This is a genomic window from Streptomyces sp. NPDC046939, from assembly GCF_040644575.1.
Classification (GTDB): domain Bacteria; phylum Actinomycetota; class Actinomycetes; order Streptomycetales; family Streptomycetaceae; genus Streptomyces.
The window spans coordinates 243,296-264,299 of sequence record NZ_JBEYWV010000005.1 but is presented as its reverse complement, the minus strand read 5'-3'; the positions used below and the strand labels follow the sequence as shown (position 1 = coordinate 264,299).

General features: G+C 71.0%; 23 protein-coding genes and 4 pseudogenes. 11 read left to right on the top strand and 16 right to left on the bottom strand.

The window, feature by feature from the left end:
* Nucleotides 1-59: 59 nt before the first annotated feature.
* Nucleotides 60-839: an NAD(P)H-dependent oxidoreductase gene (locus ABZ877_RS08215; protein ID WP_361066295.1), complete on the top strand. Its 780-nt coding sequence runs from the start codon at nt 60-62 to the stop codon at nt 837-839.
* Nucleotides 840-1,243: 404 nt separating this feature from the next.
* On the opposite strand, the gene ABZ877_RS08210 is transcribed toward ABZ877_RS08215, so the two are convergent.
* Nucleotides 1,244-1,594, bottom strand: a complete 351-nt coding sequence (locus tag ABZ877_RS08210; RefSeq protein WP_361066394.1) for a hypothetical protein — start codon at nt 1,592-1,594, stop codon at nt 1,244-1,246.
* Between the two features lie 574 nt (nt 1,595-2,168).
* Between ABZ877_RS08210 and ABZ877_RS08205 the strand changes: the two genes are divergently transcribed.
* Complete coding sequence (locus ABZ877_RS08205; protein WP_361066292.1) at nt 2,169-3,032, top strand: glycoside hydrolase family 16 protein; 864 nt, start codon at nt 2,169-2,171, stop codon at nt 3,030-3,032.
* A gap of 120 nt (nt 3,033-3,152) precedes the next feature.
* A complete protein-coding gene (locus ABZ877_RS08200) occupies nt 3,153-3,704 on the top strand; it encodes an AAA family ATPase (RefSeq protein ID WP_361066289.1) in 552 nt (183 codons plus the stop codon).
* Here the strand turns inward: ABZ877_RS08200 and ABZ877_RS08195 are convergent.
* Nucleotides 3,667-3,865, bottom strand: a pseudogene (locus tag ABZ877_RS08195) (AAA family ATPase); the annotation flags it as partial. The gene ABZ877_RS08200 and the pseudogene ABZ877_RS08195 overlap by 38 nt on opposite strands.
* A gap of 185 nt (nt 3,866-4,050) precedes the next feature.
* On the opposite strand from ABZ877_RS08195, the gene ABZ877_RS08190 reads away from it, so the two are divergent.
* Nucleotides 4,051-4,257: a hypothetical protein gene (locus tag ABZ877_RS08190; RefSeq protein ID WP_361066286.1), complete on the top strand. Its 207-nt coding sequence runs from the start codon at nt 4,051-4,053 to the stop codon at nt 4,255-4,257.
* A 132-nt stretch (nt 4,258-4,389) separates the two neighbouring features.
* Here ABZ877_RS08190 and ABZ877_RS08185 read toward each other — a convergent pair.
* The 7 genes and pseudogenes from ABZ877_RS08185 to ABZ877_RS08155 all read right to left on the bottom strand — a co-directional run bounded on the left by ABZ877_RS08185 (nt 4,390) and on the right by ABZ877_RS08155 (nt 9,758).
* Nucleotides 4,390-5,633: pseudogene (locus ABZ877_RS08185) on the bottom strand (thiamine pyrophosphate-dependent enzyme).
* Nucleotides 5,634-5,695: 62 nt separating this feature from the next.
* Nucleotides 5,696-5,887: a hypothetical protein gene (locus tag ABZ877_RS08180; RefSeq protein ID WP_361066283.1), complete on the bottom strand. Its 192-nt coding sequence runs from the start codon at nt 5,885-5,887 to the stop codon at nt 5,696-5,698.
* On the bottom strand, nt 5,884-6,765 hold the full coding sequence (locus ABZ877_RS08175; protein WP_361066281.1) for a deoxyribose-phosphate aldolase: 882 nt from the start codon (nt 6,763-6,765) through the stop codon (nt 5,884-5,886). Before ABZ877_RS08175 ends, ABZ877_RS08180 begins: the two co-directional genes overlap by 4 nt.
* Nucleotides 6,762-7,736, bottom strand: a complete 975-nt coding sequence (iolC, locus tag ABZ877_RS08170; RefSeq protein ID WP_361066279.1) for a 5-dehydro-2-deoxygluconokinase — start codon at nt 7,734-7,736, stop codon at nt 6,762-6,764. The genes ABZ877_RS08175 and iolC overlap by 4 nt, the downstream gene beginning before the upstream one ends.
* A 3-nt stretch (nt 7,737-7,739) precedes the next feature.
* Nucleotides 7,740-8,639: a TIM barrel protein gene (locus ABZ877_RS08165; protein WP_361066276.1), complete on the bottom strand. Its 900-nt coding sequence runs from the start codon at nt 8,637-8,639 to the stop codon at nt 7,740-7,742.
* 418 nt (nt 8,640-9,057) lie between these two features.
* Nucleotides 9,058-9,288, bottom strand: a pseudogene (locus ABZ877_RS08160) (MgtC/SapB family protein); the annotation flags it as partial.
* Complete coding sequence (locus ABZ877_RS08155; protein ID WP_361066391.1) at nt 9,285-9,758, bottom strand: MBL fold metallo-hydrolase; 474 nt, start codon at nt 9,756-9,758, stop codon at nt 9,285-9,287. The pseudogene ABZ877_RS08160 and the gene ABZ877_RS08155, both read right to left, overlap by 4 nt.
* 20 nt (nt 9,759-9,778) lie before the next feature.
* On the opposite strand from ABZ877_RS08155, the pseudogene ABZ877_RS08150 reads away from it, so the two are divergent.
* A pseudogene (locus tag ABZ877_RS08150) lies at nt 9,779-10,365 on the top strand (Gfo/Idh/MocA family oxidoreductase); the annotation flags it as partial.
* 11 nt (nt 10,366-10,376) lie between these two features.
* On the opposite strand, the gene ABZ877_RS08145 reads toward ABZ877_RS08150, so the two are convergent.
* From ABZ877_RS08145 to ABZ877_RS08135, 3 genes are all read right to left on the bottom strand, one after another.
* Complete coding sequence (locus tag ABZ877_RS08145; RefSeq protein WP_361066273.1) at nt 10,377-11,333, bottom strand: hypothetical protein; 957 nt, start codon at nt 11,331-11,333, stop codon at nt 10,377-10,379.
* Between the two features lies 1 nt (nt 11,334).
* On the bottom strand, nt 11,335-11,943 hold the full coding sequence (locus ABZ877_RS08140) for a TetR family transcriptional regulator (RefSeq protein WP_361066270.1): 609 nt from the start codon (nt 11,941-11,943) through the stop codon (nt 11,335-11,337).
* 70 nt (nt 11,944-12,013) lie between these two features.
* Nucleotides 12,014-12,622, bottom strand: a complete 609-nt coding sequence (locus ABZ877_RS08135; RefSeq protein ID WP_361066267.1) for a TetR/AcrR family transcriptional regulator — start codon at nt 12,620-12,622, stop codon at nt 12,014-12,016.
* Nucleotides 12,623-12,799: 177 nt separating this feature from the next.
* Between ABZ877_RS08135 and ABZ877_RS08130 the strand changes: the two genes are divergently transcribed.
* Nucleotides 12,800-13,936 (top strand): MFS transporter, encoded by a 1,137-nt coding sequence (locus ABZ877_RS08130; RefSeq protein WP_361066264.1) that lies wholly within the window; start codon nt 12,800-12,802, stop codon nt 13,934-13,936.
* Here ABZ877_RS08130 and ABZ877_RS08125 read toward each other — a convergent pair.
* On the bottom strand, nt 13,890-14,162 hold the full coding sequence (locus ABZ877_RS08125) for a hypothetical protein (RefSeq protein WP_361066261.1): 273 nt from the start codon (nt 14,160-14,162) through the stop codon (nt 13,890-13,892). The two genes, ABZ877_RS08130 and ABZ877_RS08125, sit on opposite strands and share 47 nt — an antisense overlap.
* A 75-nt stretch (nt 14,163-14,237) precedes the next feature.
* A complete protein-coding gene (locus ABZ877_RS08120; RefSeq protein ID WP_361066258.1) occupies nt 14,238-14,831 on the bottom strand; it encodes a winged helix-turn-helix domain-containing protein in 594 nt (197 codons plus the stop codon).
* Between the two features lie 107 nt (nt 14,832-14,938).
* Between ABZ877_RS08120 and def the strand changes: the two genes are divergently transcribed.
* Together def and ABZ877_RS08110 are read left to right on the top strand one after the other, a co-directional pair.
* Nucleotides 14,939-15,604: a peptide deformylase gene (gene def, locus ABZ877_RS08115; RefSeq protein WP_361066255.1), complete on the top strand. Its 666-nt coding sequence runs from the start codon at nt 14,939-14,941 to the stop codon at nt 15,602-15,604.
* Between the two features lie 162 nt (nt 15,605-15,766).
* Nucleotides 15,767-16,753 carry an NAD-dependent epimerase/dehydratase family protein gene (locus ABZ877_RS08110; protein WP_361066253.1) on the top strand — a complete coding sequence of 329 codons (987 nt, stop codon included), beginning with the start codon at nt 15,767-15,769 and terminating at the stop codon, nt 16,751-16,753.
* Between the two features lie 3 nt (nt 16,754-16,756).
* On the opposite strand, the gene ABZ877_RS08105 is transcribed toward ABZ877_RS08110, so the two are convergent.
* Together ABZ877_RS08105 and ABZ877_RS08100 are read right to left on the bottom strand one after the other, a co-directional pair.
* The gene (locus ABZ877_RS08105) at nt 16,757-17,866 is read right to left on the bottom strand and encodes a HAMP domain-containing sensor histidine kinase (RefSeq protein WP_361066250.1); all 1,110 of its coding nucleotides are present in this window, start codon (nt 17,864-17,866) and stop codon (nt 16,757-16,759) included.
* A gap of 2 nt (nt 17,867-17,868) precedes the next feature.
* The gene (locus tag ABZ877_RS08100) at nt 17,869-18,612 is read right to left on the bottom strand and encodes a response regulator transcription factor (protein WP_361066245.1); all 744 of its coding nucleotides are present in this window, start codon (nt 18,610-18,612) and stop codon (nt 17,869-17,871) included.
* A gap of 114 nt (nt 18,613-18,726) precedes the next feature.
* Between ABZ877_RS08100 and ABZ877_RS08095 the strand changes: the two genes are divergently transcribed.
* The 3 genes from ABZ877_RS08095 to ABZ877_RS08085 are packed head-to-tail and all read left to right on the top strand — an operon-like array spanning nt 18,727 to nt 20,875.
* On the top strand, nt 18,727-19,494 hold the full coding sequence (locus tag ABZ877_RS08095; protein WP_361066241.1) for a glycosyltransferase family 2 protein: 768 nt from the start codon (nt 18,727-18,729) through the stop codon (nt 19,492-19,494).
* The gene (locus ABZ877_RS08090) at nt 19,491-20,108 is read left to right on the top strand and encodes a DUF2064 domain-containing protein (protein WP_361066238.1); all 618 of its coding nucleotides are present in this window, start codon (nt 19,491-19,493) and stop codon (nt 20,106-20,108) included. Before ABZ877_RS08095 ends, ABZ877_RS08090 begins: the two co-directional genes overlap by 4 nt.
* Entirely contained in the window at nt 20,105-20,875 is a 771-nt protein-coding gene (locus tag ABZ877_RS08085; RefSeq protein WP_361066236.1) for a class I SAM-dependent methyltransferase, read from the top strand. Before ABZ877_RS08090 ends, ABZ877_RS08085 begins: the two co-directional genes overlap by 4 nt.
* Nucleotides 20,876-21,004: the final 129 nt, after the last annotated feature.

The window sequence follows — 21,004 nt, the reverse complement described above, 5'->3', positions numbered from 1 at the left end:
CCTGAACGCGGGGCGCCGCGGTGCCCAGAATCGACGGCATCCGATCCGAAGGAGTTCCCATGAAGACGCTGATCGTCTACGCCCACCCGGAGCCGAAGTCGCTCAACGGCTCACTGAAGGACCTCGCGGTGTCCACGTTGGAGAACGCCGGACACGAGGTGCGGGTGAGTGATCTGTACGCGATGAAATGGAAGGCGGTCGTGGACGCCGAGGACTACGGCCCCCACGCCTCGAGTCCGCTGAAAGTCGCGCGGGACTCCGGCCGGGCCTTCGACGCGGGGGCTCTCACCCCGGACGTCCGCACCGAGCAGGAGAAGCTGCTGTGGGCCGACACGATCATCTTCCAGTTCCCGCTGTGGTGGTACACGATGCCCGGGATCCTCAAAGGCTGGGTGGACCGGGTGTTCACGTTCCACTTCGCGTACGGCGTCGGCGAGCACAGCGACACCAAGTACGGCGAGCGTTTCGGCGAAGGAACCCTCGCGGGCCGCAGGGCCCTGCTGTCGGTGACCGTCGGCGGCCCGGAGCCGCATTACGCCGCCCGCGGGATCGCGGGCCCCATCGACGATCTGCTGTTCCCGATCCAGCACGGCATCCTCTACTACCCGGGCATCGAAGTGCTGCCGCCGTTCGTGCTGTACAGCGCCGACCGGATGACCGACGAGGACTATCCGGACGTCGCCAAGGCCTGGAAGCAGCGCCTGCTCACTCTGGAGTCGACCGAGCCGATCCCTTTCCGGCGGCAGAACTTCGGTGACTACGAGATCCCCTCGCTGCATCTGAAGGAGGGACTGGAGCCTGCGGGCAGCACGGGTTTCGGGTTGCACGTACGGGGCTGAGCGCGGGAGTTGGGAGGAACGAGTCGGGCGCGAACCCGAGGCCAGGACTTCTGCTCATGTGAAAGAAGTTCACCGGGCCGGAGTCCGACCGCTGCTCGCCGGTAGTTCCTTCCGACCCGGCTGGAGTGAGTGAACCGCAGAGCCTGTGGTCCGTCCTGACTCAGGGCGCGCGCTTCCGGACCTTCGCGTCCGTTGGAGTCTGAGGGTCACGGAGTGGGCCCCCGCTCCCTTCTCGGGCCTCGCCTCCGGCCCATGAAAGTGATCGTTCGGCTGAAGCCCCTTGGAGCGCCTCGGCGCGAGGCGACGGCCCTCCTCCCCTCCCGCTGGCCGCGACGGCCTGGCGGGGTGCGGGCCGGGAGAGGCTGACCGGCCCGCACGAACGGATTGTTCCCTCCCAGCGGTGCTCAGCAGGTGGCAGCGCTGGAGATCCGTATTCCTGTCAGCGTTCCGCTCGACACGGTGAAGCTCGAGTTCGGGGGTATGCAGGCCGTCGTGCCTCCCGACCAGCGGATGTAGGCGACATCGTCGTGGCGGGTGTTCTGGATGACGAGCCCCGGTCCGGACGGACGGGACGGCAGGTTCTGCCAGGTACTGGTGACGTCCTGGAACTGGCCGATCTTCACACCGTTCTTGAAGAGACAGACGTACGGGTAGGCACAGGTGGCCGCCGCCGTTTTCACGGTGGAGGGCCCGGTGGCGGCGACCGCCGTCGCCTGGGCCGCGACAGACACCCCGCCGGCCATGGCCACCGTCATCGCCACGGCTCCGAGAGCACGTACTGCTTTCACGTGGAACCCCTTCACTTATGGAGGTTTCAAGCGCGTGTGGTGCAGCTCGCATCCTCCGGGAGATCTGCGCGGCCGCCCAGGTCCATACCGGTCAATCACGATGTCCGGCCCCGGTCCCGTGGACACCATCCGGCTGAAGGTGCCCGAGGTGGGCGAGTTGTTCGTGGACACCGAGTTCGCCGAGAACCTCACCGACCGGGCGGCAGCGCATCGGGGGCGGTACGGCATGGACCTGAAGTACGCGGCAGCGCACCGAATCCACGCGCGTGCACGCGGCGGTACGCGATCTGAACAGGCTGGTGCTGGCCGGCGAAACACTGCGGGCCACTCTGCTGACCAGGAGTAGAGACCGGCGGAAGAAGATAAGTGCAGGATCTCGGGCTTCCGGAGGTCAGCGACGTAGTCACCGCGACTGTTCCGCTCCGCTAACCGCCCCCCGCTACTCGTCGCCAGAGCACGAGCTAGGCTCTCGGAGGTCCCTGACGCGGGCCGCGGCGCGCCCGCCACCTGCGCGTTCCTCTCTGGCTTACGGAGCCCCGTAGTGAAGCATCGTGTCCGACCGGCCGCCCTCATGCTCGTCGTCGGCGCCCTCCTGACCGGATGCGTGTCGACACCGGCCGACACGCGACGGCCGGCCCCCGACAGCGACCGCCCTTTCTGGCAGGCGGAGTTCGACGGCGCCGCCGGTGCCCGCCCGTCGGCCGCGTACTGGAACACCGAGATCGGCAACCGGGACGAGCAGGGATGGGGCAACAACGAGCTGCAGTACTACACCGACGACGCGGCCAACGCGGCGCAGGACGGCTCAGGCCACCTCGTGATCACGGCGAAACGAGCCCCCGAGGAGGCTGAGCTCCCCTGCTACACGGAGGACTTCTGCCCGTTCACCTCGGCACGCCTGACGACTGCCCAGAAGGTTTCGCTCCGCCGGGGGCGCGTTGAGGTCCGGGCGAAGATGCCCACCGGAAAGGGCCTGCTCCCGGCCATCTGGATGCTCGGCGACAACGGTGAGCAGTGGCCCCGCCAGGGCGAGATTGACATCAGCGAGGTCGTCGGCAATGAACCACGCACGGTGTACGGCACCGCGCACGGTCCGACGTACTACAACGAGAACGGGATCGGCGACTCCACCACCCTCCCCGCTGACGCCGACCAGGCCTTCCACACCTACGCCGTCGAGAAGGAGCCACACCGCATCACCTGGTCCGTCGACGGGAAGCGGTACTTCACCCTGACCCCGGACAAGTTGCCCGCCCCGCGCGACTGGGTCTTCGAGCAGGACATGCACCTCCTGCTGAACGTCGCGGTCGGCGGCGACTGGCCCGGCTCACCCGACAACTCCACCCGCTTTCCCGCGGCCATGACCATCGACTACGTACGTTTCTACGGCACCGGACACAGTTGAGCTCTGGGAACGCTTGAGGGGCTCGGTCGCAGAGGTGTCGGCGAGGTTCAGGAACGTCGCATAGCCAAGCGGCTCGAAAAACGATTGCTGGGCACCAAGCAACGCTGGCACGATTCACGCGTGCTCACTGCTGAGACGCCGGACTGCCTGATCGTGACGGGGATGCCCGGGGCCGGGAAGTCGACGGTGACCAGGCTCATCGCCGAGCGTCTGCCGCGCTCCGCCCGGCTCGACGGTGACTTCATCAGCAGGCTGATCGTCAGCGGTCGTGTCGGGGCCCTTGGTGAACCGGCCGACGAGGCAGCGCGGCAGGTGGAGCTGTGCAACCGCAATCTCTGCACGCTGGCGAACAATTTTGCCGACGCCGGGTTCGCGCCTGTGATCGACTGGGTGATTCCCGACCGCAGGCAGCTGGACTTCTTCGTCTCACTCCTTCCGGCCAGGAGTGTTCTGTTCGTCGTCCTCGCACCGGGTATCGAGACGTGCCGTCACCGCAACACTCTCCGTGATCCACGGGAGCGGTTCGACTTCGACGGCTATGAAGATCTCGATGCCGACATGAAGCGCGAGCTCGGCGATGTCGGCTGGTGGTTCGACACCGCTGACCTCACTCCCGAGGAGACCGCCGACCGCATCATCCGCGAAGCGCGCCATCGCGCGATGGTGAACTGACTGCAAGTTCCCCGCTTTCGTTCGGGTCCCGGCGGACTGTCCTACCTGGGCTGAAGGTCAGCCGGTCGACGGTGGCCGTGCAGAGCAGGGGATCCGTAAACGTCTTGGTCCAGCCCGCCGAAGGCTTCGTTGGGGGCGATGGCGACGCTGTTCTTCTCCTCCCCATTGGGCAGCACTGCCCCCTATGCCCACAGACCGCACTTTTCGTGTTCTGGCTGTAGCAATCGTCCTACCGTTCGAGTGATCCGCCACGGAGGCCCGAGGTCTGACGCACGAGGAAGGGGACCTCTTGAGCGTCCCCATCACTCATCACTCACCCCTGCACTCCTACACTCCTGGAGGAACCATGCGTGTCCGTACCGCCCTCGCCGCGGCAGCCCTGACCGGTGCCGCCCTGACCCTGTCCACCCCCGCCATCGCCTCCGCGGCCGGTCCCCACACCGCGGCGACGGCCCAGACCCCCGCCGATGACGAGCCTCCCGTGTACTACTTCGGCCCCGACAACGGCGACGACTGGTTCTACTTCGAGGACTCCACCACCAGCAGCGACTGATGCACGGTGGTTCCGGCCGCACACCAGCGGCCGGAACCGTCGGGGCGCCCGGGTGTCAGACCGGAGCGTCCTCCGCGCACTGGCCCAGACGCGCACCCGCCGGACGTGAAGCCGACCACCAGGTAGTCGTCCTCACCCCCCGATCTCGTGCGCACGCGAAGGCGGCGGTGCAAGGAGTGACCGCTGCGCCTTCCTGCGATCGGTGTAGATCGCATGGGCCGCCCGCGTCGAGTCCAGCGTGGCGACCTCGCTGACCGGCACGTCCCACCAGCTGTCGCTGTCCGGGGCGGAGATCGAGGGATCGGTCTCGACGTGGATCACGACGGGTCCGCCGTCGGCCGGCCAGGCCTTGGCCTCGGCGATGGCCTTCTCCAGCATGTCGCGGGAGCGCGCCTCGATGACATGGGCGCCGAGGCTGCGGGCGTTGGCGGCCAGGTCGGTGGGGAGCGGGGGCCCGTCGAGGCGGCCGTCGGCGGTGCGGTAGCGGTAGCGCGTGCCGAAGCGCTGGGAGCCGAGCGACTCCGACAGCGTGCCGATCGAGTGGAATCCGTGGTTCTGGACGAGGACCACGATGATCTTGACGTGCTCCTGGACCGCGGTGGCCAGTTCGGCCGGCATCATCAGGTAGCCGCCGTCGCCGACCATGGCGAAGACGTCCCGGATGTCGTCGGCGAACCGGATGCCGAGCGCGGCCGGGATCTCGTAGCCCATGCAGGAGTAGCCGTACTCCACGTGGTAGGCCTTGCGGTCACGTACGCGCCACAGTTTGTGCAGGTCGCCGGGGATGGACCCGGCCGCGCAGAGGACGACGTCCCGGTCTCGACCGGGTCCGTGAGCACGCGCATGGCGCCGAGGAGCGCGGAGGGCAGTTGCTCGGGGCAGGTGACCCGGTCGAAGAAGCGGGAGAGGGGGCGGAAGGCGTCGTTGACGGTGATGTCGGCGGCGCCGGGCTGTTCCAGCTCCTGGAGCACGGGCGCGCTGCGGCGGGTGGCGAAGGTGTCGGCGGGGAGCAGCAGTACCGGGACGCGGTTGATCGTGGCGAGCGCGGCACCGGTCAGCATGTTGGTGGAGCCGGGGCCGATCGAGGCGGTACAGGCCCAGGTCTCCAGGCGGTCTCGGTGCCGCGCGTAGGCGACGGCGTGTGGACCATGGCTTGTTCATTTCTGGCCAGTACGTAGGGCAGGCCGTCGGCCTCCCTCTCCTGTTGGAGCAGGGCCTGGCCGAGGCCCGCGACGTTGCCGTGGCCGAAGATGCCGAGGACCCCCGCGAACATGTTGTGGACCTCACCGTCGCGCTCGGTCCGCTGGGCGGCGAGGAAGGCCACGACGGCCTGTGACCACGGTCAGCCGGACCGTCGCGGTCCGCGCTGTGGTCATGAGGCACCCCCTGGGGCCTGTGCGGTGCGCGGCGCTGGCAGCCGCGGGGCGAAAGGCGGGTCCTACCAGGTGTCGCGGACCCACGCGTGCGCGCGGTCGTCGCGGACGAACCAGGTCCGTTCGGGGCCTTGCCGGCCGTACGGCACGAGCACCCGATCCCCGGTGCGCGCCTCGGCCGGGACGGCGATGGCGGCCTGCCAGTCGGTGTCGGCCGTCGTGCCCAGGGGTCGTACCTGGCGTGCTTGGTCGTTCATCGACCGCTCCCGTGGACGAGGCCGGCCGCGATGTCGACGGCGGCGGCGACATCGTCGCCGGGCGGGTAGAGGAGGGTGCGCCCGACCACCAGGCCGCGTACCGCCGGGAGGGCGAGGGCTGCGCCCCAGGTGGCGTACGTGTCGTGGGGGTCGCCCTGCGGGTCGCCGCCGAGCAGGAGTGTCGGCAGTGTCGTCGCGTCCAGTACGCGTTCGAGTTCGTCGACGACCGGCAGTTTCAGCCAGGTGTAGGCGCTGCTCGCGCCGAGCCCGCTCGCGATGGTGATCGACCGGATGACGCTGTCGGGATCGAGGAGGTTGCGGACGCGGCCGTTCTGATGTGTGGTCAGGAACGGTTCGATCATGGCCATGAGGCTGTGCTCGGCGAGGCTGGTGACCGCGGCGGCCGTCGCCTGCAGCGTGTTCAGGGTTCCGGGGTCGTCGAAGCAGATGCGGGTGAGTGTCTTGCCGCCGTCGAGTCCCTGTGCGGCGATGGCCTCGGCGGTGTAGGCGGTGAACCGGTCGTCGAGTTCGAAGGCGGCGCCTTGCAGTCCGCCGCGGTTCATCGAGCCGATGGCGATCCGGTCCTCCAGCGCGCCCATGAGGGCCAGGTCGTCGAGGAGGTCGGGGGTGCCGAGCACGCCGTCGACGCCCGGGCGGGACAGCGCGGTCGCCAGCCGGTCCAGGAGCCCGGTGCGGCTGGCCATGGCCGCGCCGTCGTCCCGGACGCCGAGGGCGCCGCGGGCCGGATGGTCGGCGGCGACGATGAGCAGCCGCCCGTCGTCCCCGGTCAGGGGGCGCCGGGAGCGCTTCTGCCAGGCGCGGCCGATGCGTTCGGGCTCGCGGGCCCGGATCTCGGTGAGTCGTTGGGCGTCGATCATATGGTCCTCGTGGTCTGGACCGCCGGCGGGGAGGCGAGGGCCGCCTCCACCTCGGACGTGGTCGGCATGGCGGTGGAGCAGGCGAGCCGGGCGGCCACGAGAGCGCCCGCGACGTTGGCGAACTCGATGGTCCGGCGCAGGTCCCAGCCGCTGAGCAGGCCGTGCACGAGGGCGCCGCCGAAGGCGTCCCCCGCGCCGAGTCCGTTGACGACCTCGACGGGGAACGGCGGTACCTCCACCCGCTCCTCGCGGGTGGCCGCCAGCACCCCCTTGGGCCCCTGCTTGACGACGGCGAGTTCCAGGCCGCGTTCGAGCAGCGCGTCGGCCGCCCGGCCGGGTTCCGTCTCTCCGACGGCGACCTCGCACTCCTCCCGGTTGCCGACGGCGACGGTGACGTGGTCGAGCGCGCGCCCCACCTGTCGCGCGGCGTCGTCGGGGCCGCTCCAGAACATCGGCCGGTAGTCCAGGTCGAGGACGGTGTGGGGGCGCCGGGCGCGCGCCTGCCAGGCGGTGAAGTGCGCGGACCGGCTCGGTTCGGCCGACAGCCCGGTCACCGTCGCCCAGAAGACGGAGGCGTCCCGGATGTCGTCGAGCGGCAGTTCGGCAGGATCGATCATGAGGTCCGGCGCGCCGGCGTACCGGTAGAAGTAGAGCGGGAAGTCGTCGGGCGGGAAGACCTCGCAGAAGGTCACCGGCGTCGGCGGCCCGCCCGGTGCGGTGAGCGCGTGGATGTGGACCGGGTCCACGCCGAGCCGCTCGGCCTCCTGCCGGACGTAACGGCCGAAGGGGTCCTGGCCGACCCGTGTGATGAGTGCGGCGCTGCGGCCGTGGCGGGCGGCGGCGACGGCGACGTTCGTCGCGCTCCCGCCGAGGAACTTCTCGAACGTACGCACCTGTTCCAGGCCGACGCCGTGGTCGAGGGGGTAGATGTCGACCCCGGTCCGCCCGATGGTGACAAGGTCGTGGGCCACGGGTCAGCTCCTCGCGGCGGGGACGAGGGAGAGGAGGTGGGTCACGGAGGCACGCACGTCACCGGCGGGGCCGTCGCCGGCGTCCGTGTCCGGCGCGGACGTGAGGACGGTGTCCTGTTCGAGCACGTACCAGCCGTCGTACCCGGCGCTCTCCAGCAGGGCGACGATCGCGGCGATGTCGATGTCACCGGCGCCGAGCGGCACGTACATTCCGGCGCTGACCGCCTCGGTGTAGCTCATCCGCCCGGACCGCACCCGCTCGCACAGGTCGAGGCGTACGTCCTTGAGGTGGACGTGGGTGACCCGCTCGGGCTGTTTCGCCGCGAGGGCGACCGGGTCCGCGCCGCCGACGAGCAGGTGCCCGGTGTCCAGGCACAGTCCGATCCCCGAGCCGTCCAGGACGCGCTGGGTCTCCTCGCCGGACTCGACCATCGTGCCGACGTGCGGGTGAAGGGTCGCGACGAGTCCGGCCCCGGCGGCGACGGAGGCGATCCGGTCGAGATTGGCCAGGAGCGCCGCCCAGCCCGCCGTGTCGAGCGCGGGGCGCGCGTCGTATCCGTGGGCTCCGGTGGCGGCCGCGACGACGACCGTGCCGGCGTCGGCGGCCACGAGCCCGGCGATGGCCGCCTCGATCTGCGGGAGCGGGTCGTGGCCCGGGTCGTGGAGGACGGCCGGGACGAACTGGCCGACCGCCTTGAGCCCGTACGACGCGAGTGTGGCGGCCTTCTCGGCGGGGGCGTCGGGGAGGAAGCCCTCGGGCCCGAACTCCGTCGCGTTGAGGCCGGTCTCCCGCATCTGACGCAGCACCAGGTCCGGGGGAAGCTGGTGGCCCCAGCCCGGAACCTCGCAGACTCCCCAGGAGATCGGCGCTCCGGCGACGCGCTGGGCGAGGGGTGTGGTCACGGCGTTCCTCCCTGGAGGACGTGGACGGCGTGGGTCGACCTGATCGGCATACCGGGCCCCTTCCCTGATTCTCGTGGCGCATCGGGCCGGTGGAGACCCGCTCGCGTGCTGCGAGCCTGCCTTTCCTCGCCAAGCTCTGTCAACCTATTGTCCTTACATAGAGGCTCATGCGGAATTGCCTCGTCCTCCAGGAAGATCACCTCCGTGATGCCGTCCCGGCCCGAAAGGCGTGGGACCAGTTCGTCCTGGAGGCCCTTCCCCGACAGGACCAGCAACACACCGACGCGCGGGTCCGCGCTACCCGTCGTCGGTGTCCCGGCCGACCGCAGACCGGACACGTGGAACCCCGCGCCGGTGCACTCCCGGACGATCTCGCGCAGCAGCCCGCGCCCGCGGCGGCGCCGGTCGACGCCGCCGGCCACACACTGGCCGCGGTCGTCAGCCCCCGTACCGCGTCCCGGCGTACGAAGATCAGCCCACCGCCGATGAAGCCGATGCCGGAGACGATCTGCGCGGTCACCCGCGACGGGTCGAGCGCCATCCCCGGCAGGCCCGCCGATTTCTGCCGGTACTCGCGCTCCAGGCCGATGACCGTGCACAGGGCGAACGCCACGGCGAGATGGGCCAGGCAGTCGCCGTTGTGGTTCATCGCGGCTCCACCGGGGGCGTCAGGCGCGGCTCCGGCCGGGCCAGGAGCACCGGTGCCGGGCAGCGCGCCGCCACCAGCGCGAGGCCGGCGTCGTCCCACGGGCGCACATGCGTCAGCGCCAGCAGGCCGACACCGGCCAGGGACGCGAGCTCGGCCGCCTGACGTGCGGTCAGGTGGTGGGGTGCGGCGGCGGTATGGTCCTCGTCCCAGCGAGTGGGCGGCGCGCCGGGCTCGTCGCCGGGCCCGAGCGCCGCCTCGGCCAGCAGGACGCCGCTCCCCCGGGCCGGCTCGACCAGTTCCCGGCACGGACCCGAGTCGCCGGTGTACGTCAGGGAGCCGCGGTCGTCCTCGACGCGCACGGCGTAGGTCTCGACCGAGTGCCGGACCCGGGCGAGCCGCAGCCGGAACGGGCCGCACGTCAGGTCACCCGGCCGGGCCTCCTCGAAGGCCAGCCGGGAGGCGCGGCCCACCCGCTCCCGCACACCGGCCGTGCACGGCCGACCCGACGCCGCCACCGGCCGGCTACATCCCGGGATCCGGCGGTATCTTCCGGGACTGCTCGGTGCACGACTACGACATCATCCGCTGGGTGACCGGCCGCGAGGTCGTCTCGGTGTACGCCACGGGTGCCAATCGGGGGGAGGAGTTCTTCGCCGCCGCCGGTGATGTCGACACAGGGGTCAGCGTCCTCACGCTGGACGACGGGACGCTCGCCACATGCACCGCGACCCGCTACAACGGCGCCGGGTACGACGTGCGTCTGGAGGTGTGCGGCGCCAAGGGCTCACTCGTCGCGGGGCTCACCGACGAGACCCCGCTGGCCTCCGCGGACGGCGCGTTGTGGCCCGCCGGCCCGCCGCACGCGGGGTTCATGGAGCGGTTCCGGGACGCGTACCGGGCCGAACTGGCCGCGTTCACCGAGATGGTGGCCGGAGAACGACCGAGCCCCTGCACCGGCGGGACGCCCGCGCGGCCCTCGCGATCGCCGAGGCGGCCACCCGGTCGAGGACGGAGAACCGGCCCGTCCCGGTCCCTGCCATGGAACCGGCCAATCTCGCCCAGGCGCCGCTCACCTGATGGACGTGGCGTCAGTTGGATCGGAGGTGCGGTCGCTGATGTCTGGTGCTCATGGCGTGGAAGACCTTCTTCGGCTCCCAGTGGGTCTCGTCGAGCAGGCGCACGACACCGTAGGAGGCGATGTCGCGGTCGCGGGGCTTGTCGTAGTTGGCGAACGAGAACCACAACGCGGTGTCGACACCTTCCTCCTCGAAGATGTCGAGGAGTTCGTTGAGGTAGCGCACTTGCTCGTCCTCGTCCGGCGTCGCGCCGTGCGGTGGCTGCCAGGCCATGCCGCCCAGGTCGCCCGCTCCCCGGTAGGCGCAGGTGCCGTACTCGGTGATGACGACGGGCTTGCCGTGGGCGGAGAACTCGCGCAGGTGGGTGCGGAAGGTGTCGGCGTTCTGGGCAGTTCGGTAGGCGTCGATGCCCACCAGATCGAACGGGGTCCAGTCGACGGGCTCCCAGGGGCCGGAGGCGTAAGTGACCTTCCCGCCGAAGTGGTCGCGGACGGTCGCCGCGGCCTGGGCGAGAAACGCGTTCAGGCGCTCGGGGACCGGCCCGAGAGAGGTCCACCAGTGGAGGTCGGCGGTGGCCATGGCGTGGAGACGGTCGAGGTAGGTCTCGCCGGGGAGGAAGCCATGGGCGAAAGCGCTGAGTTCGCAGCCGGTGACGAACACCACCTGCGCGCCGCTTCGCCGCAGGGCTTCGGCGCGCCGGGCGCAGTCGGCGAAGAACGACAGGATCCGCTCTGGGGGAAGGTCGGCCGGGAAGGGAGAGAACCACACTTCGAGGCCGGCTTCGGCTGCGTGTCGGGCCGCGATGCTCAACCGCTCGGCGTCGCCGCCGGAGACGCGTACGACGTCGCAGTGCAGGGTCTCGGCGATCACGCTCATGTCGTGTCGGACCGCGGCGGGGTCGAAGGTCTTCCTGGTGAGACGCTGCCCCGGGAAGGTTCCGGTGTCGTAGTTGATGCCTCGCGCGCGCACGTCAGCGCCCTTCCACGTGGTTGAGTCCGTGTTCCAGCAGGTCGAAGGCCAGCTCGACGTCCTCTGCCAGCGCGCGGGCGACGTCCTGGGCACAGGCGCCGCCCAACAGACGCTGGAAGTACGTCTCCTGGAGGGTGAGCAGGGACGCGGCGATCTGGGCGGCCATGAGCGCGGCTGCCGTGCGGCCGTAGTCCTCGGCCAGGACCTGCGCCAATGCCTCGCGCTGCCGGTAGAGGAGACCGCTCGCCGCACTCTGCAGGGCCGGGCTGTCCTGGATCACACGCACGCGGGCGAGAAGCGCTTCACGGTCCGCCTCCGGTATCTGCCCGGCGGCCAGCGCGCGATGGTGCGCTCGCAGCGCCTCCAGGAACGTCTGGCCGGCCGGCCGCCGGGCGACGATCTGGGCCAGGTCGTCGCCACCCACGCCGTGGAGGGCGAGTGATTCCTTGGTCGGGAAGTACGCGAACAAGGTCGCCTTGGCCACCTCGGCGGCCTCGGCGATCTCGTTGACCGTCACTGCGTCGAAACCGCGCTCGGCGAACATCCGCGACGCCACCGCGGCGATCCGCTGCCTGGTCTGTTCCTTCTTGCGCTCACGAAGCCCTGCCATACGGCCACGATACGCATACTCGGTTCAAAAATGAACTCGGTCCGGCTAGTGAGGGTGCCTTCGGTGAGCGTCAGCGTTTCTGGGCGTCCCAGTTCGCGAGTACGGCGTCGGCCGCGGCATGCAGGTGGCGTGCTGGCGTGCCGTCACATACCTGTGTCGAAATGCCGAGCAGGAAGCCGTGGATCATTGACGTGAAGCCGTCCACGTCGGTGTCTTCGGCAAGTTCTCCCGAGGCGATGCCGCGTAGGACGCACGCCCGGATGCGCGCTCGGTCCGCCGCGCGGCGCGCCGCTACGACCTTTAGCGCTCCGGCCTCGCCCGCTCCCGGCGCCCGGGTCGTCCCCGAGAGGGCGACGAGGCATCCGCGAGGGTGGGACGTGTCGGTCTGCATGTCGATCGACCCGTGGAGGAGCCGGGCGATGGCCTCGCGGGGGTGCACCGCCTCATCGGCCACGACATCGGTGACGCTGCCCGGTCCGGCGATGTAGTGCTCAACGGCCTTTTCGAACAGTCCCTCCTTCGAGCCGAAGGCGCCGTAGAGGCTCGCGGAGGACAGCCCTGTGGCCTCGCGGAGCTGGGCCAGCGATGTCGCTTCGTAGCCCTGTTCCCAGAACAGCAGCATCGCGGCCTCCAAGACGGCCTCCATGTCGAAGACGCGGGGACGACCGACAGGGGACACGGCGAACCTCCTTCATTGCGGACTGACCGATCCAGTTTGACACCCGCAGGTACGTCGCTCAATATCGGATTGATCAATATCGGATCGATCAATCCATAACTAGTGGAGGTGTCCGCCCCGATGACCACAACCTGCCCCACGCCGGTCTGCGAGCGAGCGCACGAGCCGTTCCCCGCTGTGGCACTGGCGGTGACGGCGTGTACCGGATTCATCGTGATCATGACCGAGACGCTGCCGGCGGGGCTGCTCCCGCAGCTCGCCGCCGGACTCGACGTCTCCGAAGGCGGCGCCGGCCAGCTCGTGAGCGCCTACGCGATCGGAACCGTCCTCTCGGCGGTACCCGCGATCGCGCTGACGCGCGGGGCGCGGCGGAAGCCGCTCCTCCTCGCGGGCCTGCTCGGGTTCCTTGTCGCGAACGCCGTCACCGCGGTATCGCCGTCGTTCACCATCGCTCTTGTCGCCCGGTTCATCGGGGGAGCCTTCTCCGGTCTGCTGTGGGGCATGCTCGCCGGATACGCCCGGCGTATCGCCGCACCTGAGCACGCCGGGCGCGCCCTTGCCATCGCCATGGCCGGAACCCCCGTCGCACTCTGCGTCGGAACACCCCTTGGCGCCTGGCTGGGCTCGACGGTCGGGTGGCGCTGGTCCTTCGCCGCGATGTCAGTGCTCAGCGTCCTCGTCATGGTCCTCGCGAAGTTCCTCGTACCCGACGCCCCGGGGCAGTCGGCGCGAACCCGCGCTCCGCTCAGCCGAGTACTGGGGATTCCCGGTGTGGCGACCATCCTCGCCGTCGTGTTCGTCTGGATGCTCGCGCACAACCTGCTCTACACCTACATCGCTTCCTATCTGCAGCAGATGCGTCTCGCGCTCCGGCCCGACATCACCCTTCTCGTCTTCGGCGTCGCCGCGCTCGGAGGTATCTGGATCACCGGCGTGTTCATCGACCGCGCACTTCGCAGGCTCACCCTGGCGAGCGTGATCCTGTTCATCGTCGCCGGGGCTTTTCTTGCCGCCGCGCAGCAGTCCACCGTGCTCGTGCTGCTCGCGGTCGTCCTGTGGGGCCTCGCGTTCGGCGGCTCGGCGACGCAGTTGCAGACGGCCATGGGGAATGCCGCGGGCGAGAACGCCGATGCGGCGAACGCGATGCTGACGACCTCCTTCAACATGGCGATCTTCGCGGGTGGTGCTGTGGGGGCTGTGGTCGTCGATGGCGTGGGCGCACCGGTTCTTCCAGCCGGGATGATCGCTCTCACGCTCATGGCGCTCGTCATGGTCGGCTTCGGCCGACGCGCAGCGTTCCCTGCAGGGCATTGACCGGGAACTGACCGGGCCGCTCCTCGTGGGTGCGGTGGTCCGTGCGGTTGAGGGCGAAGCAGCGCGGGGCCGCGAACTCCGGTTCGATCCAGTTCAGCCGCCACGACCTCTGGACCGCGCCCATGACGGCAGTGAGGCCGACCTGTCCCTGCATGACGGAGTGGTCGGAGTGGAGCGGCCTCAGGTGGGAGCGGTCTGGGGCGTCCTTGTCGGTCTCATTGAGCATCTCAACGCCGCAGTTCTGCTTCCCGACGGGACCCTCATGTGCCCCCTAGGAATGCGAGTTGCCTGGCTCCTTCAGTCACGAAGATCCGGAGCCCTGGTCCGCCCCATCTGATGCGTGGGGAAGCAGGGGGAACAGTCGGGCGATGAGGGCCACCGGTCGAGCACCCTCGGGCCGCGCCAGCGGGCGCTGTTCGCGGTCCCGATAGGGCGCGAGGGCCCGTCGCACCACGTCCGCGACCCGGCCCATCTCTTCGGGTGTCAGGTAGGCGACGGCGCTGAAGGCTTCGTCGCGGCGCCATGCGGAGGGCGCTTCCTCTCGCTGGGTCAGCCATCGCTGCCAGCTTTCGTCCTCCAGCCCTCGGGCCAGATCGCCGAACTGCTCCTGCGCCCTGGGACCGTCGGCAGCGGGGGCGTGCCGCTTCAGGCGCCATGGACGTGCGCGGCCCCCGCGGTGGGGGGCTTCCTCGATGTACCCGTGACGTGCGAGTTGCCGTAGATGGAACGAGCAGAGGCCAGAGCTGTAGCCCAGCCGGGCGGCGGCTTCGGTCGCTGTGACGGTGCCGACTTCGGCAAGCAGGTCCAGCAGCGCCGTGCGGACCTCGTGCTCGCGCAGCGCTTCGCCAGTGCGGGCCGCCTGGCCGTCCGGAGGATTGATGGCTTCTTCAGTCACTTTGCAAAGTCTGCTACTTTGCAAAGGAGTTGGCAAGCGGCAGTAGGACGGAAGGCATCAGGTACGGGGCCCCGCCGCATCTGTGCCCTGCGCAAGAAGGAGACTCCATGTCTGTTCGTGACGAGCGGTCCCGTTCCGTCGACCGACGAGTCCGTGTGCAAGGCCGCCCGGTGGACACCTATCCGGCTCTGCCGCCGGAGGCGGGGCGGGGTTCGGTTCGCAGGGTCACGGTGGTGGGTGAGGAGGTCCTGAGCCGTCCATGCCGGGAGGTGACCGAGTTCGGGACTCCCGAGTTGTCGGCGTTGATCGACGACATGTTCCTGACCATGTATGTGGCCGACGGCGCCGGCCTGGCTGCCAATCAGGTTGGCGTCGACCTGCGTCTGTTCGTGTACGACTGCCCGGACGACGATGGCATCCGGCATGTCGGTCACATCATCAACCCGGTTCTGGAACTGCCCGATCCACGTAGCCGTCGGCTCATCGACGACTTCGAGGGCTGCCTGTCCGTGCCCGGCGCAGGCATGGCGGTTCCCCGCACCGATCGTGCTGTCGTCCACGGGGTCGACAAGGACGGCAACCCCCTTGTCATCGAGGGGCTGGGGTACTTCGCCCGGTGTCTGCAACACGAGGCCGATCACCTCCTGGGCCATACGTATCTTGATCGGCTCTCCAAGCGGGAGCGCAAGGACGCGCTGCGGCAGATGGCAGAGCGCCAGGAGGACGTCTTCGCCCAACGCGCGGTCAAGGCCGCCCGTCTGGGCCACCACTGAGACGCACGAAGGCGCACCAGCGCCCGGTAGGAGACGGCCAGCACAGTCCCCGCTTACTCCCGAACCCCGGACGCCCCACAGACCCTTACGGATGTATGACGCCCCGTGCTGTCGGCGGCGTTGGACGGACCTCGCACCGCCCCGCGCCCCTACCGTGTCGGCATGCGTGTTCTGGTCACCGGCGGAGCCGGTTTCATCGGGTCCCATGTCGTGGAGGCGTTGTCCGCTCGTGGGGACGAGGCGGTCGTGTTCGATGTGAGGAATGCACCCTCGGCTGATGTGCGGGACGCCGACGAGGTCGCCCGTGCGCTCCGTGGTGTGGATGCCGTCTGTCATCAAGCGGCCATGGTCGGGCTGGGTGACGGTGTGCGGGACGCGGCGGAGTATGTGTCGCGGAACGATCTGGGTACCGCCGTGCTCCTTTCGGCCATGGCGCGGGCGGGCGTCGCGCGGCTTGTGCTGGCCGGGTCGATGGTCATCTACGGCGAGGGGCGGTACACGTGTGCCCGGCACGGGGCCCAGCGGCCGGGGCCGCGCGCCGTGGAGGATCTTGATGCGGGTCGCTTCGAGCCCAAGTGCCCTGTGTGCGGCGCCGAGTTGGTGCCCGGCAGCGTCACGGAGGATGCTCCGGCCGATCCGCGCAATGTGTACGCGACGACCAAGCTCGCGCAGGAGCATCTCGCCGCGGCCTGGGCCCGCAGCACGGGCGGGGTGGCGGTGTCGTTGCGCTACCACAATGTCTACGGGCCCCGGATGCCGCGCGACACCCCGTACGCGGGGGTCGCCTCGTTCTTCCGCTCGGCGCTCGCCCGCGGTGAGGCCCCGCGGGTCTTCGAGGACGGCGGGCAGCGGCGGGACTTCGTGCATGTGCGGGACGTGGCGGCCGCCAATGCGCTCGCGCTGGCCGCGGATTGCGCGGCGGGCGTGCTGACCGCGTACAACACGGGCAGCGGGGTGCCGCACACGGTCGGCGAGTTGGCGTCGGCGTTGGCCGGTGCGTGCGGCGGGCCGCGACCGGTGGTCACCGGGGAGTACCGGCTGGGGGACGTCCGGCACATCACCGCCGACTCCTCGCGGTTGCGGGAGGAGCTGGGGTGGCGGCCCGAGGTGTCCTTCGAGGACGGGATGCGGGAGTTCGCCACCGGGTAGGGCTCAGGGGGCCGTCGGGAGCGTCACCTCGAAGCGGCAGCCGCCCGGGATGTTGCGGACGGTGGCCCTGCCCTGGTGGGCCTCCACGATGCCGCGCACGATGGCCAGGCCGAGTCCCGCCCCGGCGGGCGGGGTCCGGGCGTGGGTGCCGCGCCAACCGGTGTCGAAGACGCGCGGCAGGTCCTCCTCGGGGATGCCGCCGCAGCCGTCGGTGACGGAGACGACGACGCCGTCGGCCGCGCGCGTGGCGGCGACGGCGACCGTGCCGTCGGCGGGGGTGCGGCGGATGGCGTTGACGAGGAGGTTGCCGAGGACGCGGCTCATCTCCTTGCCGTCGACCTCGACGGGTACCGGCTCGACCTGGTCCCCGACGAGCCGCACCCCGTGTTCGCGGGCGAGCGGGTCGGCGCCGGCGAGGGCGTCGCTGACGAGGTCGTAGAGGGAGACGCGTGCGGGGGCGAGGGGCAGGGTGCCCGCGTGGATGCGGGAGAGTTCGAAGAGGTCGCCGACCATGCCGTCGAGCCGTTCGACCTCGGTGCGCATCTGGGTGAGGTACCGGGCGGGGTCGGCGGCCACGCCGTCCTCGAGGGCCTCCGCCATGGCGCGCAGGCCGGCGAGGGGGGTGCGCAGGTCGTGCGAGATCCAGGCGACGAGTTCGCGCCGGGAGGTCTCCAGCGCGCGCTCGCGCTCGCGGGAGGCGGCGAGTCTGCTGCTGGTCGCCTCCAGTTCGCGGCTGACCGCCTCCAGTTCGGCCGTGGCGGGGAGGTGCGGGGCGGCGAAGGCGCCGCCGTCACCGAACGAGCGGGCGGCGAGGGCGAGTTCACGGCTGTGGGCAACGACCCGGCGCCCCAGGAGGAGGGCGGTGGCGAGGGAGACGACGGCGGCCGTCGCCACGACGGTGGTGACCACCTTCAGGTCGTGCGGGGAGAGGAACATCGCCCAGGCCACGGCGAGGGTTCCCGCGAGCATGGCGACGACGCCGACGGCGGAGACGACGGCGAGGGAGACGGTGAGCGAGCGGCGGCGAAGGAGTCGCAGGGCGACGGCGCCGAGGAGGCCGGAGCAGGCGGCGCCCGCGAAGGAGTAGAGGGCGATGAGGAGGTTGGCGTGCACCGTCAGACCTCCGACGGTTCGGCGGGACGGCCGGTCTCGAAGCGGTAGCCGACGCCCCACACCGTCTGGATCAGGCGCGGGCGGGCGGGGTCGTCCTCGACCTTGCCGCGTAGCCGCCGGATGTGGACGGTGACCGTCGACAGGTCGCCGAACTCCCAGCCCCACACCTCGCGCATCAGCTCCTCACGGCTGTACGCGCGTCCGGGGTGGCGCAGGAAGAACGCGAGCAGGTCGAACTCCCGTAGCGTGAGAGCGAGTTCGGTCCCGTCGCGGGTGGCGCGCCGGGCGGCGGGATCGACGGTGAGGCCCGCCGCGCTCACGGGTTGCCGGTCGGTGCCGGGGCGGGCGCGACGCAGTACGGACTCCACACGCAGGACCAGTTCGCGGGGGCTGAAGGGCTTCGTGACGTAGTCGTCTGCGCCGACCTCCAGGCCCAGGATGCGGTCGTCCTCGTCGCCGCGCGCGGTCAGCATGATGACCGGGACCGGGCCGCGGGCCCGCAGTCTGCGGCAGACCTCCAGGCCGTCCATGCCGGGCAGCATCAGATCGAGCACCACGAGGTCCGGGGGGCTGGCGGTGGCGCGGGCGAGCGCCGCGGGGCCGTCGCCGGCGTGATCGACCGCGTAACCGGCCCGGTCCAGGTAGCCGGTGACGACCTCGGCGACGGTCGGGTCGTCGTCGACGACCAGGACCCGGGGGCCGGGCCCGTCGGTGGCGCCCTTCGCGGGCTCGTATGACTCGTGCATCGCCCCAGCGTGACACCCCCGCAGCGGCGGGGTGGGGCCCGGAGGGCAGGCAGGAGCGGACGTCCGTGTTTCGTAAGGAGACAGGGACCGTTATGCCCGTTTGGCGCTCGTAGGGTGAAAGCCGTGACAACCCCACCACCACCGGTCGACGTGATTCTGCCCTGCCTGAACGAGGCCGAGGCCCTCCCCTGGGTCATCGAGCGCATCCCTCCCGGCTGGCGGGCGATCGTCGTCGACAACGGTTCCACGGACGGTTCGGCGGACCTCGCCCGCACGCTCGGCGCCCAGGTCGTGCACGAGCCCCGGCGCGGCTTCGGCTCCGCCTGCCGCGCGGGTCTCGCCGCCGCCCGCGCCGACATCGTCTGCTTCTGCGACTGCGACGCCTCCCTCGACCCGTCCCACCTGGTGCCGTTCGTCGACGAGGTACGGGCGGGCGGCGCCGACCTGGTGCTCGGGCGACGCCGCCCGGCGGGCCGTGGCGTCTGGCCGGTCCACGCCCGCGTCGGCAACCTCGCCCTGGCCCGTATGGTGCGCCGCAGGACCGGCGTGCCGCTGGGCGACCTCGGCCCACTGCGCGCCGCGCGCCGCGAGGCGCTCCTCGGCCTCGGCCTCGCCGATCCGCGCAGCGGCTACCCGCTGCAGATGGTGGTGCGGGCGGCCGACGCGGGCTGGACCATCACCGAGCACGACGTGCCGTACCTGCCGCGCAGCGGAGCGTCGAAGGTGACCGGTACCTGGCGCGGCACCTGGCACGCGGTGCGCGACATGCGCCGCGTCCTCGCCGAACCGCCTGGGCGAGACGCGTCAGTCAACTCTGAAACAGCCCCTCGGCGCGGGCCCGTCCGCACAGTCACCTCGGCGGGGAAAGAGGACGCACGGTGAACACCCTGCTGGTCATCGCCAAGGAGCCGCGCCCCGGCCGGGTCAAGACGCGGCTCACCCCGCCCTTCACGCCCGCGCAGGGCGCCGCGCTCGCCGAAGCCGCGCTCTCCGACACGCTGCGCGCGGTCGCCACCACCCCGGCCGCCCGGCGCGTCCTGGTCCTCGATGGGCGCCCCGGGCCGTGGCTGCCGCCCGGCTTCGACGTCGTACCGCAGTGCGCGGGCGGACTCGACGAACGCCTCGCGGCCGCCTTCGCCGGATGCCGGGGCCCCGCGCTGCTGATCGGCATGGACACCCCGCAGGTCACGCCCGCCCTCCTCGACGTCGGCTTCGACACCTGCGACGCCTGGTTCGGGCCCGCCCTCGACGGCGGATTCTGGGCCCTCGGCCTGGCCGAACCCGACCCCGGACTGCTGCGCGGCGTCCCCATGTCGACGCCGCGCACCGGTGAGCTGCAACGGGCGCGGCTCGTCGCCGCCGGACTGCGGGTGCGCGACCTGCCCGCCCTGCGCGACGTCGACACCGCCGCCGACGCGCACGCCGTCGCCGGGCTGGCCCCGGAGAGCCGGTTCGCCGCGCGCCTCGCGCACTGTTCGCCGGCGGTACGCCGATGAGCGCGCCGCCCGCCACCGCGTCCTGGGCGAGCGCCGACCCGTACGCGTACGCGCTGCGAGCGGGCCGCGGTCCGCTGTTCCTGCGCCGCGCCGACGGCTGGCTGCTGCCTCTGGAGGTGGAGCGCTGGTGCGCGCGGGCCGACGCGGTGGACCGGGAGGTCCTCGACCGTTGCGAGGGCGCGGTCCTCGACGTGGGCTGCGGCCCCGGACGGCTCGTCGCGGAGCTCGCCGCGCGCGGCAGGACCGCGCTCGGCATCGACGTCAGCGAGGCCGCCGTCGACCGCGCCGAACGCCTCGGCGGCCCGGCACTGCGCCGCTCCGTCTTCGAACCGCTGCCGGGTGAAGGCCGCTGGGACACCGTGCTCCTGATGGACGGCAATGTGGGCATCGGCGGTGATCCACGCGCCCTCCTGGAGCGAGTGACGCAACTCCTCTCCCCCGGCGGCCTGTTGATCGCGGAGACCGCGCCGGTGGACGTCGACGAACGCGCCCACGTTCAGGTCGTCGACGTCCCGTCCGGCGCCCACGACGACGGCCGCCCGTTCCCCTGGGCTCGCCTGGGCTCCGAGGCCCTGCTCCGGCACGCAGCGCCGACGGGCCTCTCCCCCGACGCTCAGTGGTCAGCGGGCGGGCGCCGCTTCGTCGCCCTGCGCTCCCGCAGCACCGAGCAGGTCAGCACCAGCGCCGACCCGCCGAACAACGCGGCCGTGATCAGCAGCCAGTGGGTCAGGAACGGGGCCGCGGACAAGGCCGTGGCCGACCGGTAGCGCGCGTCGACCGACCCACTGATCAACGGGTACCAGACGAACAGCAGCAGGAGGGAGAGCGCGGCCGGGACCCGGACATATCCGGCCCGTGCCCGCTGCCCCGCGCTGTCCGCCACCGCCAAGAGCACC